The organism is Salmonella sp. 5800 (assembly GCF_046558195.1).
Classification (GTDB): Bacteria; Pseudomonadota; Gammaproteobacteria; order Enterobacterales; family Enterobacteriaceae; genus Salmonella; species Salmonella enterica.
This window is the reverse complement of record NZ_JBGDOX010000013.1, coordinates 21,799-35,360: the sequence shown is the minus strand read 5'-3', so window position 1 is coordinate 35,360 and position 13,562 is coordinate 21,799. Positions and strand designations below refer to the sequence as shown.

General features: G+C 42.4%; 17 protein-coding genes and 1 tRNA gene. 9 read left to right on the top strand and 9 right to left on the bottom strand.

Annotated elements, in window-relative coordinates; all coding sequences use genetic code 11:
- Positions 1 to 177 precede the first annotated feature (177 nt).
- The 3 genes from pltB (at position 178) to ACLJZ5_RS19810 (ending at position 2,070) form a co-directional block, all read left to right on the top strand.
- Positions 178 to 591: a typhoid-like toxin S-CDT binding subunit PltB gene (gene pltB / locus ACLJZ5_RS19820; protein WP_000275698.1), complete on the top strand. Its 414-nt coding sequence runs from the start codon at positions 178 to 180 to the stop codon at positions 589 to 591.
- A gap of 16 nt (positions 592 to 607) precedes the next feature.
- Positions 608 to 1,336, top strand: a complete 729-nt coding sequence (gene pltA, locus ACLJZ5_RS19815) for a typhoid-like toxin S-CDT ADP-ribosylating subunit PltA (RefSeq protein WP_031617858.1) — start codon at positions 608 to 610, stop codon at positions 1,334 to 1,336.
- A gap of 191 nt (positions 1,337 to 1,527) precedes the next feature.
- Entirely contained in the window at positions 1,528 to 2,070 is a 543-nt protein-coding gene (locus tag ACLJZ5_RS19810) for a glycoside hydrolase family 108 protein (RefSeq protein WP_024797575.1), read from the top strand.
- Positions 2,071 to 2,217: 147 nt separating this feature from the next.
- Here the strand turns inward: ACLJZ5_RS19810 and ACLJZ5_RS19805 are convergent, their stop codons facing one another.
- The 6 genes from ACLJZ5_RS19805 to pagD form a co-directional block, all read right to left on the bottom strand.
- Complete coding sequence (locus tag ACLJZ5_RS19805) at positions 2,218 to 2,595, bottom strand: DUF1353 domain-containing protein (protein ID WP_001277616.1); 378 nt, start codon at positions 2,593 to 2,595, stop codon at positions 2,218 to 2,220.
- 72 nt (positions 2,596 to 2,667) lie between these two features.
- Positions 2,668 to 3,477, bottom strand: a complete 810-nt coding sequence (cdtB, locus tag ACLJZ5_RS19800) for a cytolethal distending toxin S-CDT (RefSeq protein WP_024797574.1) — start codon at positions 3,475 to 3,477, stop codon at positions 2,668 to 2,670.
- An 878-nt stretch (positions 3,478 to 4,355) separates the two neighbouring features.
- Complete coding sequence (msgA, locus tag ACLJZ5_RS19795; RefSeq protein WP_000497451.1) at positions 4,356 to 4,595, bottom strand: virulence protein MsgA; 240 nt, start codon at positions 4,593 to 4,595, stop codon at positions 4,356 to 4,358.
- Positions 4,596 to 4,775: 180 nt separating this feature from the next.
- On the bottom strand, positions 4,776 to 5,297 hold the full coding sequence (locus tag ACLJZ5_RS19790) for an RICIN domain-containing protein (protein ID WP_011233071.1): 522 nt from the start codon (positions 5,295 to 5,297) through the stop codon (positions 4,776 to 4,778).
- Between the two features lie 404 nt (positions 5,298 to 5,701).
- Positions 5,702 to 5,914, bottom strand: coding sequence for a cold shock-like protein CspF (cspF, locus tag ACLJZ5_RS19785; RefSeq protein WP_001537306.1), 213 nt, complete (start codon positions 5,912 to 5,914; stop codon positions 5,702 to 5,704).
- Between the two features lie 131 nt (positions 5,915 to 6,045).
- Positions 6,046 to 6,309 carry a virulence protein PagD gene (gene pagD / locus ACLJZ5_RS19780; protein WP_031617857.1) on the bottom strand — a complete coding sequence of 88 codons (264 nt, stop codon included), beginning with the start codon at positions 6,307 to 6,309 and terminating at the stop codon, positions 6,046 to 6,048.
- An 804-nt stretch (positions 6,310 to 7,113) separates the two neighbouring features.
- Between pagD and pagC the strand changes: the two genes are divergently transcribed.
- Together pagC and ACLJZ5_RS19770 are read left to right on the top strand one after the other, a co-directional pair.
- On the top strand, positions 7,114 to 7,671 hold the full coding sequence (gene pagC, locus ACLJZ5_RS19775; RefSeq protein WP_000789472.1) for a virulence membrane protein PagC: 558 nt from the start codon (positions 7,114 to 7,116) through the stop codon (positions 7,669 to 7,671).
- Positions 7,672 to 8,076: 405 nt separating this feature from the next.
- Positions 8,077 to 8,153 (top strand) — tRNA-Arg (locus ACLJZ5_RS19770).
- A gap of 754 nt (positions 8,154 to 8,907) precedes the next feature.
- Here the strand turns inward: ACLJZ5_RS19770 and ACLJZ5_RS19765 are convergent.
- Positions 8,908 to 9,252, bottom strand: coding sequence for a c-type lysozyme inhibitor (locus tag ACLJZ5_RS19765; protein ID WP_000977725.1), 345 nt, complete (start codon positions 9,250 to 9,252; stop codon positions 8,908 to 8,910).
- A 377-nt stretch (positions 9,253 to 9,629) separates the two neighbouring features.
- Here ACLJZ5_RS19765 and ACLJZ5_RS19760 point away from each other — a divergent pair, with 377 nt between their 5' ends.
- The 4 genes from ACLJZ5_RS19760 (at position 9,630) to ACLJZ5_RS19745 (ending at position 12,228) form a co-directional block, all read left to right on the top strand.
- Positions 9,630 to 9,755: a hypothetical protein gene (locus ACLJZ5_RS19760; RefSeq protein WP_000758944.1), complete on the top strand. Its 126-nt coding sequence runs from the start codon at positions 9,630 to 9,632 to the stop codon at positions 9,753 to 9,755.
- Between the two features lie 199 nt (positions 9,756 to 9,954).
- Entirely contained in the window at positions 9,955 to 10,182 is a 228-nt protein-coding gene (locus ACLJZ5_RS19755; RefSeq protein WP_077905755.1) for a hypothetical protein, read from the top strand.
- A 196-nt stretch (positions 10,183 to 10,378) separates the two neighbouring features.
- Positions 10,379 to 10,846, top strand: coding sequence for an Hsp20 family protein (locus tag ACLJZ5_RS19750; protein WP_017440978.1), 468 nt, complete (start codon positions 10,379 to 10,381; stop codon positions 10,844 to 10,846).
- A 338-nt stretch (positions 10,847 to 11,184) separates the two neighbouring features.
- The gene (locus ACLJZ5_RS19745; protein WP_024798640.1) at positions 11,185 to 12,228 is read left to right on the top strand and encodes a sialidase family protein; all 1,044 of its coding nucleotides are present in this window, start codon (positions 11,185 to 11,187) and stop codon (positions 12,226 to 12,228) included.
- Positions 12,229 to 12,310: 82 nt separating this feature from the next.
- Here ACLJZ5_RS19745 and ACLJZ5_RS19740 read toward each other — a convergent pair whose 3' ends face one another.
- The gene (locus ACLJZ5_RS19740) at positions 12,311 to 12,841 is read right to left on the bottom strand and encodes a cytochrome b (protein ID WP_000929974.1); all 531 of its coding nucleotides are present in this window, start codon (positions 12,839 to 12,841) and stop codon (positions 12,311 to 12,313) included.
- A 148-nt stretch (positions 12,842 to 12,989) separates the two neighbouring features.
- Positions 12,990 to 13,304, bottom strand: a complete 315-nt coding sequence (locus tag ACLJZ5_RS19735; RefSeq protein WP_000182479.1) for a TRL-like family protein — start codon at positions 13,302 to 13,304, stop codon at positions 12,990 to 12,992.
- Positions 13,305 to 13,562: the final 258 nt, after the last annotated feature.

Genomic DNA, 13,562 nt, shown 5'->3' with positions numbered 1-13,562 from the left:
GCTTATTATCAGTGATGAAATTTTTTATATGTGTATTATTACTATTTACAAGTAATTTGAGTGTTTGTTGTGGTTGGTAACATTGTGTTGAAGTAAATCATGATAGACTGAATTTTGATGTGATGAGATATAATAAATTTGTGCTTTGTTAATTATTTTAATGTACAGGAGAGTAGTATGTATATAAATAAGTTTGTGCCTGTTTATACATTATTAATTCTCATTTATTCTTTTAATGCCAGCGCTGAGTGGACAGGAGATAAAACGAACGCCTATTACTCAGACGAAGTTATCAGTGAATTACATGTTGGTCAGATAGATACTAGTCCTTATTTTTGCATAAAAACGGTTAAAGCTAACGGTAGTGGTACACCAGTTGTTGCATGTGCGGTATCAAAGCAGAGCATATGGGCGCCCTCCTTTAAAGAACTGCTTGACCAGGCAAGATATTTTTACAGTACAGGGCAATCCGTAAGGATTCATGTTCAAAAAAATATCTGGACCTATCCGCTTTTTGTTAATACCTTTTCAGCAAATGCTCTTGTGGGACTATCATCGTGCAGTGCGACACAATGCTTTGGACCCAAGTAAGAGGGGAGAAGAAATAATGAAAAAGTTAATATTCTTAACCTTATCTATAGTTAGCTTTAATAACTATGCAGTAGATTTTGTGTATCGTGTGGACTCAACTCCACCGGACGTTATTTTTCGCGATGGGTTTTCACTACTTGGGTATAACCGTAACTTTCAGCAATTTATCAGTGGAAGGTCATGTAGTGGTGGAGGTAGTGACAGTCACTATATTGCAACAACCTCAAGTGTTAATCAAACATATGCTATAGCCAGAGCGTACTATTCTCGCTCAACATTCAAAGGTAATTTATACAGATATCAGATTCGCGCAGATAATAATTTCTACAGCTTACTCCCATCCATCACCTATCTGGAATCGCAAGGTGGTCACTTTAATACTTATGAAAAAACAATGATGCGATTGCAAAGAGAGTATGTTTCCACATTATCTATTTTACCCGAGAATATTCAAAAGGCCGTGGCGCTTGTTTATGATAGCGCAACAGGTCAGGTAAAGGATGGTGTAAGCACAATGAATGCCAGTTATTTAGGTTTAAGCACTACGTCTAATCCTGGCGTGATACCTTTTCTCCCGGAACCGCAGACGTATATCCAACAACGAATTGATGCATTCGGCCCATTAATAAGTTCGTGCTTTTCAATAGGTAGTGTATGTCAGTCACATCGAGGGCAAAGAGCTGACGTGTACAACATGTCTTTTTATGATGCAAGGCCTGTAATAGAACTTATACTTTCTAAATAAATGAAACTTACCTATGTTGCCTATTAAATTAAACAGACCGTTTATTAGTGGTCTGGTTAATGTTGTTTATTAAGTTGGTTATCCACTTGAAAATAAATGTTTATATACTTCAATAAGTTTTTTATCAGATACATTGCATTATCAATCAAAGCATTCAGGTGCGTATTTTATTAATATTAGAAGGAGTCATTGTGACTAAAGATGAAATCTTTGCAGCTATCCTTAATAGAGAAGGCGGTTACGTTGATCACCCTGACGACAGGGGGGGACCAACGAATTGGGGTATAACCCTGACGACGGCCCGGGCTAATGGCTATATGGGGGATATACGGAATCTTACCCGTAATCAAGCATTAAAAATCCTTGAGGCAGATTATTGGTATGGTCCACGACTTGATCAGGTTGCCATTATCTCTCACTCTATCGCAGCTGAGCTTTGTGATACTGGTGTGAACATGGGACCCTCAATTCCGATTAAGTACTTCCAGCGTTGGCTTAATGTTTTTAATGATCAGCAAAAAATTTATCCGGATTTGATAGCAGATGGTCAGATTGGGCCACGGACGCTTTCGGCACTAACATTTTTTCTCTCTCACCGAAGAGATGAGGGCGAAATGATACTTATCCGGGCATTAAATTGTAGTCAGGGACAACGCTACCTGGAGTTAGCTGAAAAGCGCCAGGCGAATGAGTCATTTGTTTATGGATGGATAAAGGAACGGGTAAGGTTGTAATTCCCTGACTTACCACTATGGCGGTTTGTGATGACAGCATATAATGATATACTCACACAGAGAACTGGTGAAAGCCACTAATTCTCATTATTACTATATTAAAGCATCAGGTTTTTCTATAGTTCTTTGTGTGTTAAAAACGAGAAATTAATTATGTTGTATGGTATGAGAATGATAGTATTTCCAGCCAAATATTCTTACGGCTAAATACATTATTATCCTTTTCCATTTTGGCACGCCCAGAACTTTCATCCCATCCAGGAATATGAGATCGGACTCTTTTCTGTTACGTAATGGATAATGATACAGGTAGTCATGAATGATTGCCGCTTTGGCATATTCACCATCCGGTGGCAATAATGACCAGAAAATACGCGGAACAGTGGCAAGGTCGGTAACGAATCCTACAGGTACTTCAATGACATCATTTTTATCTTCACTGAGATAAAACCTGAATGGCTCATAAACACGCCATTTATAATGACCTAACATTTCCATAATTGCTGGACTGGTAAAACAACTCATAATTTTACCTTATAATAAATATATATTCTGCACCTTACGCTCAAAGTACATGTCGTCAACGCTATTTACTCATTAACAGCTTCGTGCCAAAAAGGCTACGGGATAATGATCAGAAGCGAGTTGTGGATTACGTAATGCTTCAACCCTTTGTGAATAAGGTGCTCGATCGACAATGACCCCATAATCTAAAATACCACCGCCAATTTGCGTGGGTGCTGTAGGTGCGAGTACGGTTACAACTCGTTCCAGGTGCTCAGTCATCAGGTCATTTTCAAGTCTGTCTGGGCTGCGATTAAAATCCCCGGCAAGAAACCAGGATAAATGCCGCATCTGAGGTTGTCTAAAAAAATTAATGGTAACCCTGACAATAGCTGCAGCATCCGGACCTCCACTAGCCAGTGCGTGCGCTGTCAGAAAAACATCATTACCCAGTCCGATGCCAATGACGGGGCGAGATGCGACAGTTGTCGGACGCAAGACATAAACATTATCCGCTCTTTGTCTGGAAACTATTGCCAGATTAACACGGCGTGCTCCAACATCAATAGCCGAGTGGTAGATATATCTTATATCCTGACGGCTGGTGGTTCCGAGATTCCAGGTGTATTCATCAATGGGAATACCCACTCCAAAAGGCTGAATATGTCGTCCGGTAGGAACCGCTGAGGTGGGAACAGCACCGGCCTCCTGTACCATAAGAATATCCACACCGGCAGTACCACTTAAAAGCTGTCTGACATTGACATTCCATTTACTTTCTGTAGATGCTGAAGAGCCCTGAAGATTCCAGGTCATAACTTTGTAGTCACTGATATTAGCGCAGGCAAAAGAAATATAGCTGCAGATGATCATGGTCAGAAGGAAAAAAACAGGTTTTTTCATGATATCTACTCTCCCGATTATTACTTCTTTATCTGAATGATATATGTGTTCATAACCCATTGTTTCATGACGTTGATTTTATTCTGGCAATGCCTGACTTGTTTCTGGTTCTATGTTTTGTGCAGATAGTAAGATACATAGTCTAACGTCAATAAAACTAAAATAGATGTCGATTACAGAGGTAAAATGATAGTTTATTCAGTACAATCAATTAATTATTGTTAATACCAAAGAGACAACTATAGATAAACAACTAACTGAATTTAAAACTACATTCACTTATCTCATTGTAACTGTATTGGGTTGATTTATATGCGGAAATAGAGATTAGATATCATTAGTACTTTATAAGTAAACATAAATTTTTCATTACCAGGATTATTATATCCCTGTGTGGAAGGTAACATTTCATCTATTCTCATTCTTGTAGTGACACAGTAAATTTGGTCACCTGATTAAAGTTGATATTCTCACCTCAACACAAAACAGGTGACTTAATGAACAAGAAAACCGGACAAATTAATGGATACATCTTGAACGACTACAATAGCGTCAGACCTCACCATTATAACGGTGCACTGATGCCGGAAGAACCTGAGAACAGGTACCGTTTTACTGTAAAACCGTGACCAATAGTGTCGATGCGCAGCAAAACGTATAATTCGTTGATAGGGCGTACAGGCGTGGCACTGGGCAAAATGTTCAATGGCAAGGACTGGCGCTGGAGCAGTCGGCATCTGGCAAATAGCATGTTGACCATGCGATAAACGCCAACTTCCGCTACATGTTCTGAGTGGTGGCGTTTGCGTTATATCGTCACAGACAGCGCCTCAGGGCGCTGTTTTCGATCGGACATGTCGCTTTCGCAGGAGGGGACGTTATTCGGCGACCAGCCACATATCAGCCTCTTCAAACATCTCTTCCAGCATACGGTGCAGTCGTTCTTTCTCGGTTTTTGTACAGTCACTGTTTAATGCGTTCGCCTGCATTGGCTTAACTTTCACTTGCGCATCGGGAAAAAGTTGATGTACGCGTTTTGTGAGTTCATTGAGGATGATTTCGCGTGCGCCTGGCAAACCTTCAACATTTCGCTTGTCATAAACGAGTTCGACGAACATCGCCATTTCCTTTTTACTGGTTGGATGACCAGTATTTAAGCTGGGTATATAACTGGTGTCAAGGTTTAGCCGCCGTTTTGTCATCCTGACGTTGCGGACGTGACCGCACGTGGAAGTAAAGGTCGCTAACCTATTGTTGTGTCATGAGGTTAGCGGCCCTCTCTTCACAGCGATGTCCTGCTACCTGATGGTAAATTCCAGGGCGCGACTAAAATCGCAATCGGCCAACACAACAGGGTCGCCTTTTCTGACAATAATGCTATTTGTGCCCAGGCATTTTCGGCTCTGTTTCCCCTTAATTTTGTTATCATCAGTGAGCCAGCGCTGGTTATCATTACCCGTGCATGAATAAAGAATGATTGGTGTGCCTTCTTTTGTACCTTGTCCTGCGGCATCCAGACATTTCTCACCCTGCGTGATTCTGTCTCGGTGAAATGAGAAAAGCTGAGATTGCACATGCTTACACTCCCGCAGCGTCAAACGATTCTGTTGATCTGAACCTGTATCAAGGCACAGACCATCAGTTGTCCGAATTTGTTCCGCGTCATTTATGTAATAACCACCGGAATTAATTTGGTTTTGTGTAATGACCGGGAACGACAAATTAATACTATAAGGTGCGGGTAAGCCGTTCGTCGTACATCCACATAAAATAGAGGAGAGGCAGAGAACCAGTGTGGTTTTTCCTGAAAGCAAAGTCATTCAATTATTACCCTAAAAATAAATAGCGTTACAACTATATTGGCGATTTATACCCACTGAATATGACGTAGCATTGAGCGACAATAGAGATAATTCCGATAGAATCACATAAATACTTCGGTTAAATGCGCGCAGCCAGCCACTCCTGTGACGATGGGTATATAGCGTTAAATACTTTTGCAATATTAGATGCTATCACAGTGAAAAACGGCTGTACATTTCTTCACGTTAAACAAAGTGAGAAGGGGGGGGGGACACCCGATATATGATAAAAGAGGTCACAGGAGTCATTAGCAAAATAAATCCTTTAGATTTTCGCCACTGAAATTCAGGCAAAGCCTCATAGCAGACTGCGGAGGTATACGGGCTCGCTAAATTTTTCTGAAAAAATGCCGAGTGACGAATTATGAAAGATAAACGTTGGCGGCGGTAGGTCCGCGGAGGCCATTAATACGACAAAACTCAACGCGTATACCGGGGATAAGCGCTTCTGTTTCGTGTTGGCGACATGCTGAAATGTGGACCTGAACATCTTTGCGTCCATCGGAGGGGGTGATGAGACCTTTACCGCTCTTACAATCAAAGGTTTTGACAATTCCTGTCATTTTACGAGACAAACAAATTCCTTAATGGGGATAACGAGGCGCACTATACACATCAGGAAAAATAATGCCAGCTATATTTGATGGCAATCAAGATTTCCGGATGGCTAAAAGTAGTCGTTCGGCACCATTGTAGATAAAGAACATTATGTTCTGGAGAAAGTATTCCCTTTCCTGGCGTCATTGACTGGTGCGGACCTCATGGGTTTTGCCGTCGGGCAGGATGGTGAACTAATCTGCCTGGCTTGCTTTTTATCGGTATTTGTAGGTAGTTGCGGGGTTTTACTACCAAAATCGTAGATAAAAATTTCCCATGACGCCTGTTGTAAACCAGAACAATGGTCTGAACTGGCCAAAACATGAAATGAAAAAATAAGTAATGACCAAAGCATAAAAGCATGATGTTTCATAGCACCTCCTGTTATATGTAATGACTTGTGAAGTTCATCTAATGAATTATGGAACGTCACTGGCATTTTTTATTCAACGAAGAGTTAACCACTCTTAATAATAATGGGTTTTATAGCGAAATAGACTTTTTTATCGCGCGTTCAATATTTGCGTTCGTTATTATTTTTCTGGAATGTAAATTCTCTCTCAACACAGGTGATATTTATGTTGGAATTGTGGTGTTGATTCTATTCTTATAACAAGAAATGTTGTAACTGATAGACATATTAAAAGATTAAATCGGAGCGGGAATAAATCGTGCTAAGCATCATCGTGAATATGATTACAGCGCCTGCGATGGCATATACGGTATTGCGGCTGGAGCGTCACGTGAGGACTGTGAAGCACAATGCGATATGTTCTGGTTATATGGCGAGTGTGCTTAATGACATGTTTTAGCCGTTCGGCGTCAGGTTTCTTAATGTGGTTGTGAGGTTTTTGCTTTAAATATCAAATAGTTGTATGGCGAGTTTGTTGTTCTATAGTGGCTTAATACTTTATGGTTTCTGTTAAATATATATGCGTGAGAAAAATTAGCATTCAAATCTATAAAAGTTAGATGACATTGTAGAACCGGTTACCTTAATGAGCGATAGAGCGCTTTGGTAGTAAAAATATCTTTCAGGAAGTAAACGCATCAGGAGCGATAGTGGTGAATTATTCGTGGTTTTGTCGATTCGGCATAGTGGCGATAACTGAATGCCGGATCGGTACTGCAGGTGTTTAAACACACCGTAAATAATAAGTAGTATTAAGGAGTTGTTATGAAAAATATTATTTTATCCACTTTAGTTATTACTACAAGCGTTTTGGTTGTAAATGTTGCACAGGCCGATACTAACGCCTTTTCCGTGGGGTATGCACAAAGTAAAGTTCAGGATTTCAAAAATATCCGAGGGGTAAATGTGAAATACCGTTATGAGGATGACTCTCCGGTGAGTTTTATTTCCTCGCTAAGTTACTTATATGGAGACAGCCAGGCTTCCGGGTCTATTGAGCCTGAAGGTATTCATTACCATGACAAGTTTGAGGTGAAGTACGGCTCTTTTATGGTTGGGCCAGCCTATCGATTGTCTGACAATTTTTCGTTATACGCGCTGGCAGGTGTCGGCACGGTAAAGGCGACGTTTAAAGAACATTCCACTCAGGATGGCGATTCTTTTTCTAACAAAATTTCCTCAAGGAAAACGGGATTTGCCTGGGGCGCGGGTGTACAGATGAATCCGCTGGAGAATATTGTCGTCGATGTTGGGTATGAAGGAAGCAACATCTCCTCTACAAAAATAAACGGCTTCAACGTCGGGGTTGGATACCGTTTCTGAAAAGCATAAGCTATGCGGAAGGTTCGCCTTCCGCACCGCCAGTCAATAAAACAGGGCTTCTTTACCAGTGACACGTACCTGCCTGTTTTTTCTCTCTTCGCCATACTCTCTTCGTCATAGTGACGCTGTACATAACATCTCACCAGCATAAGCACAGATAAAGGATTGTGGTAAGCAATCAAGGTTGCTCAGGTAGGTGATAAGCAGGAAGGAAAATCTGGTGTAAATAACGCCAGATCTCACAAGATTCACTCTGAAAAATTTTCCTGGAATTAATCACAATGTCATCAAGATTTTGTGACCGCCTTCGCATATTGTACCTGCCGCTGAACGACTACTGAAAAGTAGCAAGGTATGTATTTTATCCAGGAGAGCACCTTTTTTGCGCCTGGCAGAAGTCCCCAGCCGCCACTAGCTCAGCTGGATAGAGCATCAACCTCCTAAGTTGATGGTGCGAGGTTCGAGGCCTCGGTGGCGGTCCAATGTGGTTATCGTATAATGTTATTACCTCAGTGTCAGGCTGATGATGTGGGTTCGATTCCTACTGACCACTTCAGTTTTGAATAAGTATTGTCTTGCAATCCTGTTACAGAATAATTTCATTTATTACGTGACAAGATAGTCATTTATAAAAAATGCACAAAAATGTTATTGTCTTTTATTACTTGTGAGTTGTAGATTTTTCTTATGCGGTGAATCCCCCTTTGCGGCGGGGCGTCCAGTCAAATAGTTAATGTTCCTCGCGAACCATATTGACTGTGGTATGGTTCACCGGGAGGCACCCGGCACCGCAATTTTTTATAAAATGAAATTCACACCCTATGGTTCAGAGCGGTGTCTTTTTACATCAGGTGGGCAAGCATAATGCAGGTTAACGTGAAAGATACGAGAAATAGCAGAGACCAGTGATTTCGTTTATGGCCTGGGGATTTAACCGCGCCAGAGCGTATGCAAGACCCTGGCGCGGTTGGCCGGTGATCGTTCAATAGTGCGAATATGAATGGTTACCAGCCGCTGCGAATTCTACCTGGGTCACTTAATAAAGCAAAACATTTAAACGCTCAACAACGACAATTCAGACAGTTCGAACTTTTCTTTAAAAATAGGATTAACCATGTTCAAAGGTGGTTACTAATTAGCCATTATACTATGGTAGTGATTCACATATTCTTTAACGTTACGTTACAGGAAGGTTGAAGTGGAAATGCCTGATGAGCCTTCAGGCATTTCTTAAGGTTAGTTAGCTAAGGAACAGTTACTGAGAACAGGTTTATCATCACCTTCCACCAGTTCAGCCGTTTTGCCTTTGGTATAAAGTTTATAAGTATAATTTTTGTCTATGGCTTCGTAATTTGCTCCAGAGGCCATTTTCATTAACCGCATCGGGATCATCTCGTTTACCTGACTGATAATCGCATAGGCGTTTCCAGCCTCGGTGTTGACGTAAATCACCTCCATAACCTGGTTATCATTACAGGTGTATATAGATTTAGAAATCTCCTGCGAAGCTGCTATAGAGGTGGTACTGGCGCTAAGCGCAGCGAGAAAGAGGGTAAATGGGATCAATTTACGTTTCATCATTAGTATCCTTTGTGCATAAAATTGTCGTTAATTCCCTGAAGAACGGGAGATAAGGCGGCATCAATACGATGAATGCTGTAGTATTCCTGTTTACTGACGAAAAGTGCGCCAGAAAAGCGTATTATAATTTATCCATCACTGGCATATGTGATGAGTAGACAAATCTTAAAATCATAAACTATAGGCTGCAAATCATTATGGTGCGATAGAAAATGATTGTCACCACTGCTCAATACTATGGCATAAAAACCGAAGAAAACGGTACTGTTCACTGTCTCGTTTCATACGGTATCTGTCAGTGAAACTATTTCTTCAAATGATGGTCTTTTTATTATCGATCAGATAATGGCATCAACAGGGGTTATTCAGGAGTATATGTGAAAAAGTGGCTTATAGGAGGGATATTGATCGCAAGTTTTCTGACCGGTTGTCTGATGTGGCACAACATTGATAAATGGTTTAATAAAGATATCGAATTTTTCTACGCCGGAGACGATGACTAAAATTCCTGTCAGTTGGCAACGGGTGTCATATCTTCAGGTACGGCGCCCGGAGTAGCCGGGCGCAAATTGTAGGTGTATAAAAGTCATTTCATTAAAATTTTAGCGACAACATGGACAGTCACTACCGCGTGCTAGCGGCCCTCTGAAGTCACAAGATGAATAAGCCAGTTTTTTGTTTCAGCGGTGACTGAAACATATTTTGTTCCTGGTGGGCTTACCGCCAGTTGCTGAAAAAGACAACGATGATGTAACTGTTGCAGAGATTGACGAATACGACGACCGTGAATTTTATTTTTGGCGACCATATTTCCTCCCAAAAGGCCGCCCGAAGGCGGCGCTGGGTTTGATAATGGAGAAGGGCGTTGGTCACTGCCATAACCAACCTGTATACACTAATGCAATTGATAATCATTATCAATTCTGCTGATGAAGAAAAATTGTAAAGATGAAGGGACAGCGGAAATGGCAATGAACGGGATGAGACTTTTCGTTAACCACTTAAATTCATGACTAAAAAAAGCTTTTATAGGCTTGAAAATGTTTTTTCCGTCCCTATGTAGTCAGTGGACAAGCAATGCTTGCCTTGATGTTGAACTTTTGAATAGTGATTCAGGAGGTTAATGATGGCACTCAGAACCTTGTCAGCACTTCCCGTGTTTGCTGATTCTCTTTTCTCTGACCGTTTCAACCGTATTGATAGACTTTTCAGTCAATTAACAGGAGATACGCCAGTCGCTGCGACGCCAGCTTACGATCTGCAAAAGCGCGATGCGAATAACTATCTGCTTACCGTGAGCGTTCCTGGCTGGAAAGAGGAAGAGCTTGAAATTGAAACGGTTGGCGGCAACCTGAATATTACGGGTAAACACACTGAAGAGACGGTAGAGGATCAGACGCACTGGATTTATCGTGGTATCCGTAAGACGGATTTCCAGTTGAGTTTTTCTTTGCCTGAACATGCTAAGGTGAATAATGCGAAACTGGAACAGGGCCTCTTGTTGGTCGAGATTTACCAGGAGATCCCTGAAAGCGAGAAACCGAAAAAAATTGCCATAGAAAGCAAACCAAAGGCGATTGAACACAAATCATAATCGCGTTAATGAAGGCCCGTTTAGACGGGCCTTCATTGCCTGTAGCGAAAAGTATCCCGTCATGCTTGTAGGCACAGATCGCTAAATATTATAGCCCTGACCTCTATATTATCCCGTGCCACTGACCTCGTCGCCATTGGACGGCGGTAAGTTGGAATTATCCGCGAGGTCAGTCCAATTTTTGTCCACTCTCGACATTCTGCCTGTTATGGGCGCGATATCTGAACATAAATTCGTATAGCGGTTCATCGTTTTCACCGCGTTGATGCTATTTCTGCTAACACTACTTTCATACGTAAAAAAGCTGATGCTTTTTACCTTATTTAATAGAGGCAGGTATGAAATTAGTGCTCGTCAATCGGCAGGTCATTTTACCGGAAAGCGGAACCGGGTCCTTCCAGTGCCATGCCTCTACGCTTGTTCGCTTGCCGTGCGGTACGCTCGTGGCCGCATGGTTTGCGGGGCTGCGCGAAGGAAGCGAAGATACAGCCATCTGGCTATCTCGCTATGAACATAATCTCTGGACAACACCGCAGCGAGTGGCGGCACGCGAGGGGGAAGCGCACTGGAATCCAGTGTTATTTTACCCGTCGGATAAATTGTGGTTATTTTATAAAGTAGGCAGCGACGTACACGTGTGGAAAACCTGGTTTATCACCTCCAGCGATCGAGGATTTACCTGGAGTACGCCAGCTCCGTTGGTCAACGATGATATTTTGCCGCGCGGTCCCGTAAAAAATAAACTCCTGCTGGCATCAAATGGCGCCTGGATTGCGCCAGGGTCGATTGAAAGTCCTGAACGGTGGAGGGCATTTGTGGATCGATCCTCTGACGAAGGAAAACACTGGAATATCTCTTTTGTTCCGCTGGAGCCTGATAACGCTATTTCCGGGACAAACGTAGCGTTGTGGGATGGTATAAAAAAGGGGGTGTTGTGGGAATGTTGTCTGGAAAACCTCCTGCGCTGGGATGGCGTTATTCAGCCTACGCTGTGGGAGTCTTCTCCGGGGCATATCCATATGTTGTTACGAAGCACACGCGGGGCAATTTTTCGCAGTGATTCAATCGACTATGGCGCTACCTGGTCTGTTGCCCGCGCGACATCTTTACCGAATAATAATAGTGGTATCGATCTGGTTAGTATGCAGGACGGTACGCTGATTCTTGCGTTAAATCCGGTCAACGGCAACTGGGGAAAGCGCTATCCGCTTTCACTGATTGCTTCCCAGGATAATGGCGAATCATGGCTACCGCTACTGGACCTGGAAAGTGACCGCGGTGAGTATTCTTATCCCGCTATTATTAGCGAGGGGAGCGTCGTACATATCACTTACACGTGGAACCGGAAAAATATCGTATATTGTCGATTACAAACGGTATAAGGCGCTATCAGTCGAAACCGATAGCGCTGGAATAATAATGCCTTGCCCGGCGTGCTCTCTCACGCCGGGATGGCCGAAATAGTCATGATTTACCGGGTAACATCCTTGAAAATGTATCGTCTTTTTGTATGTAATGGTGAAACAACGCCGCTGCTGCATGCATGGCAATCAGGAAATAGCCGATATTGGCCAGCATTTCATGAATACGCTTTATATCCGATTTTAGGGTGCTATCTGGCGTCAAAAATACCGGTACAGTAAAACCAAAAAAGCTCCAGCTTTTCCCGCCTGACGCCATCATCGCGACGCCCAGCAGCGGTAAGGCGAGAAAAGTGAGATAAAGCGCGATATGCATTAATTTAGCTGCTACGTGCTGCCAGTGAGGAGGGGGAGGCGTAATGACCGGATCCGGGTATTTGTGTTTAAGATATAACCGTAAAAACATCAGCGCCCAGACCAGAACGCCCATATCATAGTGCATGTCTTTCATAAACAGGTAAACGCTGGAGCCTTTTGGCGCCCACCCCCGTAACTCAATAGCCGCATATGCGATGCCTGTCAGGAGCAGTGTTAACCAGTGAAGCGTTATTTGCAGTCTTGAGAAATGTGCCATTATTATTATCCTTTATTAACAACTGCTTGTAGGGTATGCGTAAAATCTTAACAGAACCTTAAAGCGGGGGCTGAGTCGCAAGGAACAGACAGAGATAGCGGCACGTAAAATGGGATAAAAAGCCGGCGGCATCGCCGGCTTACTGTTGTTATTGTCCTCTTACGACAACACAGGTTTTACCATAAAACGGATATGAGCCCGTAGTTTCATAATCAACACTCGACACTAAAGAAATATCGCCCGCTTTTTTCGCTGAATCAATAGATGCGTCGCCGGTATTTACAATACCCAATACCGTTTGCGCACACGCTTTACCGGTTTTGGTTGCCGGGAGACTCGTGGCAGTAATTGGCCCTTTAACATCCGTATATAAGCCAATCCCTGTCGGTGATGGTCCTGTAGCACACCCCGTTAAAAGAGAACCAATAAAGATAATTGAAAAAATGTGTTTTTTATTTGTCATGGGATTAGTCCATTATAAATTAATAGAAAACTTACCGTCCGAAAATGTCCGGACAGTCATTTAAAAAGTGGTGTATATTAAATATGCGATATTACTCTTTGCACCCTCCTGTTGATGTCGTACCTGATGGACAAATATCCGTTGAAGCCGGATATATTCCCCACGCCGTGTTTTTATAACTTGCGCATCCTGTCAGTAATGAGAACAGTACGGCTAAAAAAATCATCACGAGCCCTGGCGGCGTTAACATTTTTCGGT

Bases quoted from the DNA above. Each gene is read 5' to 3' on its own strand.
- pagD (WP_031617857.1), bottom strand. From the start codon at position 6,309: ATGAAACATCATGCTTTTATGCTTTGGTCATTACTTATTTTTTCATTT.
- ACLJZ5_RS19745 (WP_024798640.1), top strand. From the start codon at position 11,185: ATGAAATTAGTGCTCGTCAATCGGCAGGTCATTTTACCGGAAAGCGGA.
- ACLJZ5_RS19790 (WP_011233071.1), bottom strand. From the start codon at position 5,297: ATGACTTTGCTTTCAGGAAAAACCACACTGGTTCTCTGCCTCTCCTCT.
- ACLJZ5_RS19735 (WP_000182479.1), bottom strand. From the start codon at position 13,304: ATGACAAATAAAAAACACATTTTTTCAATTATCTTTATTGGTTCTCTT.
- pltB (WP_000275698.1), top strand. From the start codon at position 178: ATGTATATAAATAAGTTTGTGCCTGTTTATACATTATTAATTCTCATT.
- msgA (WP_000497451.1), bottom strand. From the start codon at position 4,595: ATGTTCGTCGAACTCGTTTATGACAAGCGAAATGTTGAAGGTTTGCCA.
- ACLJZ5_RS19805 (WP_001277616.1), bottom strand. From the start codon at position 2,595: ATGAGTTGTTTTACCAGTCCAGCAATTATGGAAATGTTAGGTCATTAT.
- ACLJZ5_RS19765 (WP_000977725.1), bottom strand. From the start codon at position 9,252: ATGATGAAACGTAAATTGATCCCATTTACCCTCTTTCTCGCTGCGCTT.
- ACLJZ5_RS19740 (WP_000929974.1), bottom strand. From the start codon at position 12,841: ATGGCACATTTCTCAAGACTGCAAATAACGCTTCACTGGTTAACACTG.
- pltA (WP_031617858.1), top strand. From the start codon at position 608: ATGAAAAAGTTAATATTCTTAACCTTATCTATAGTTAGCTTTAATAAC.
- pagC (WP_000789472.1), top strand. From the start codon at position 7,114: ATGAAAAATATTATTTTATCCACTTTAGTTATTACTACAAGCGTTTTG.
- cdtB (WP_024797574.1), bottom strand. From the start codon at position 3,477: ATGAAAAAACCTGTTTTTTTCCTTCTGACCATGATCATCTGCAGCTAT.
- ACLJZ5_RS19750 (WP_017440978.1), top strand. From the start codon at position 10,379: ATGGCACTCAGAACCTTGTCAGCACTTCCCGTGTTTGCTGATTCTCTT.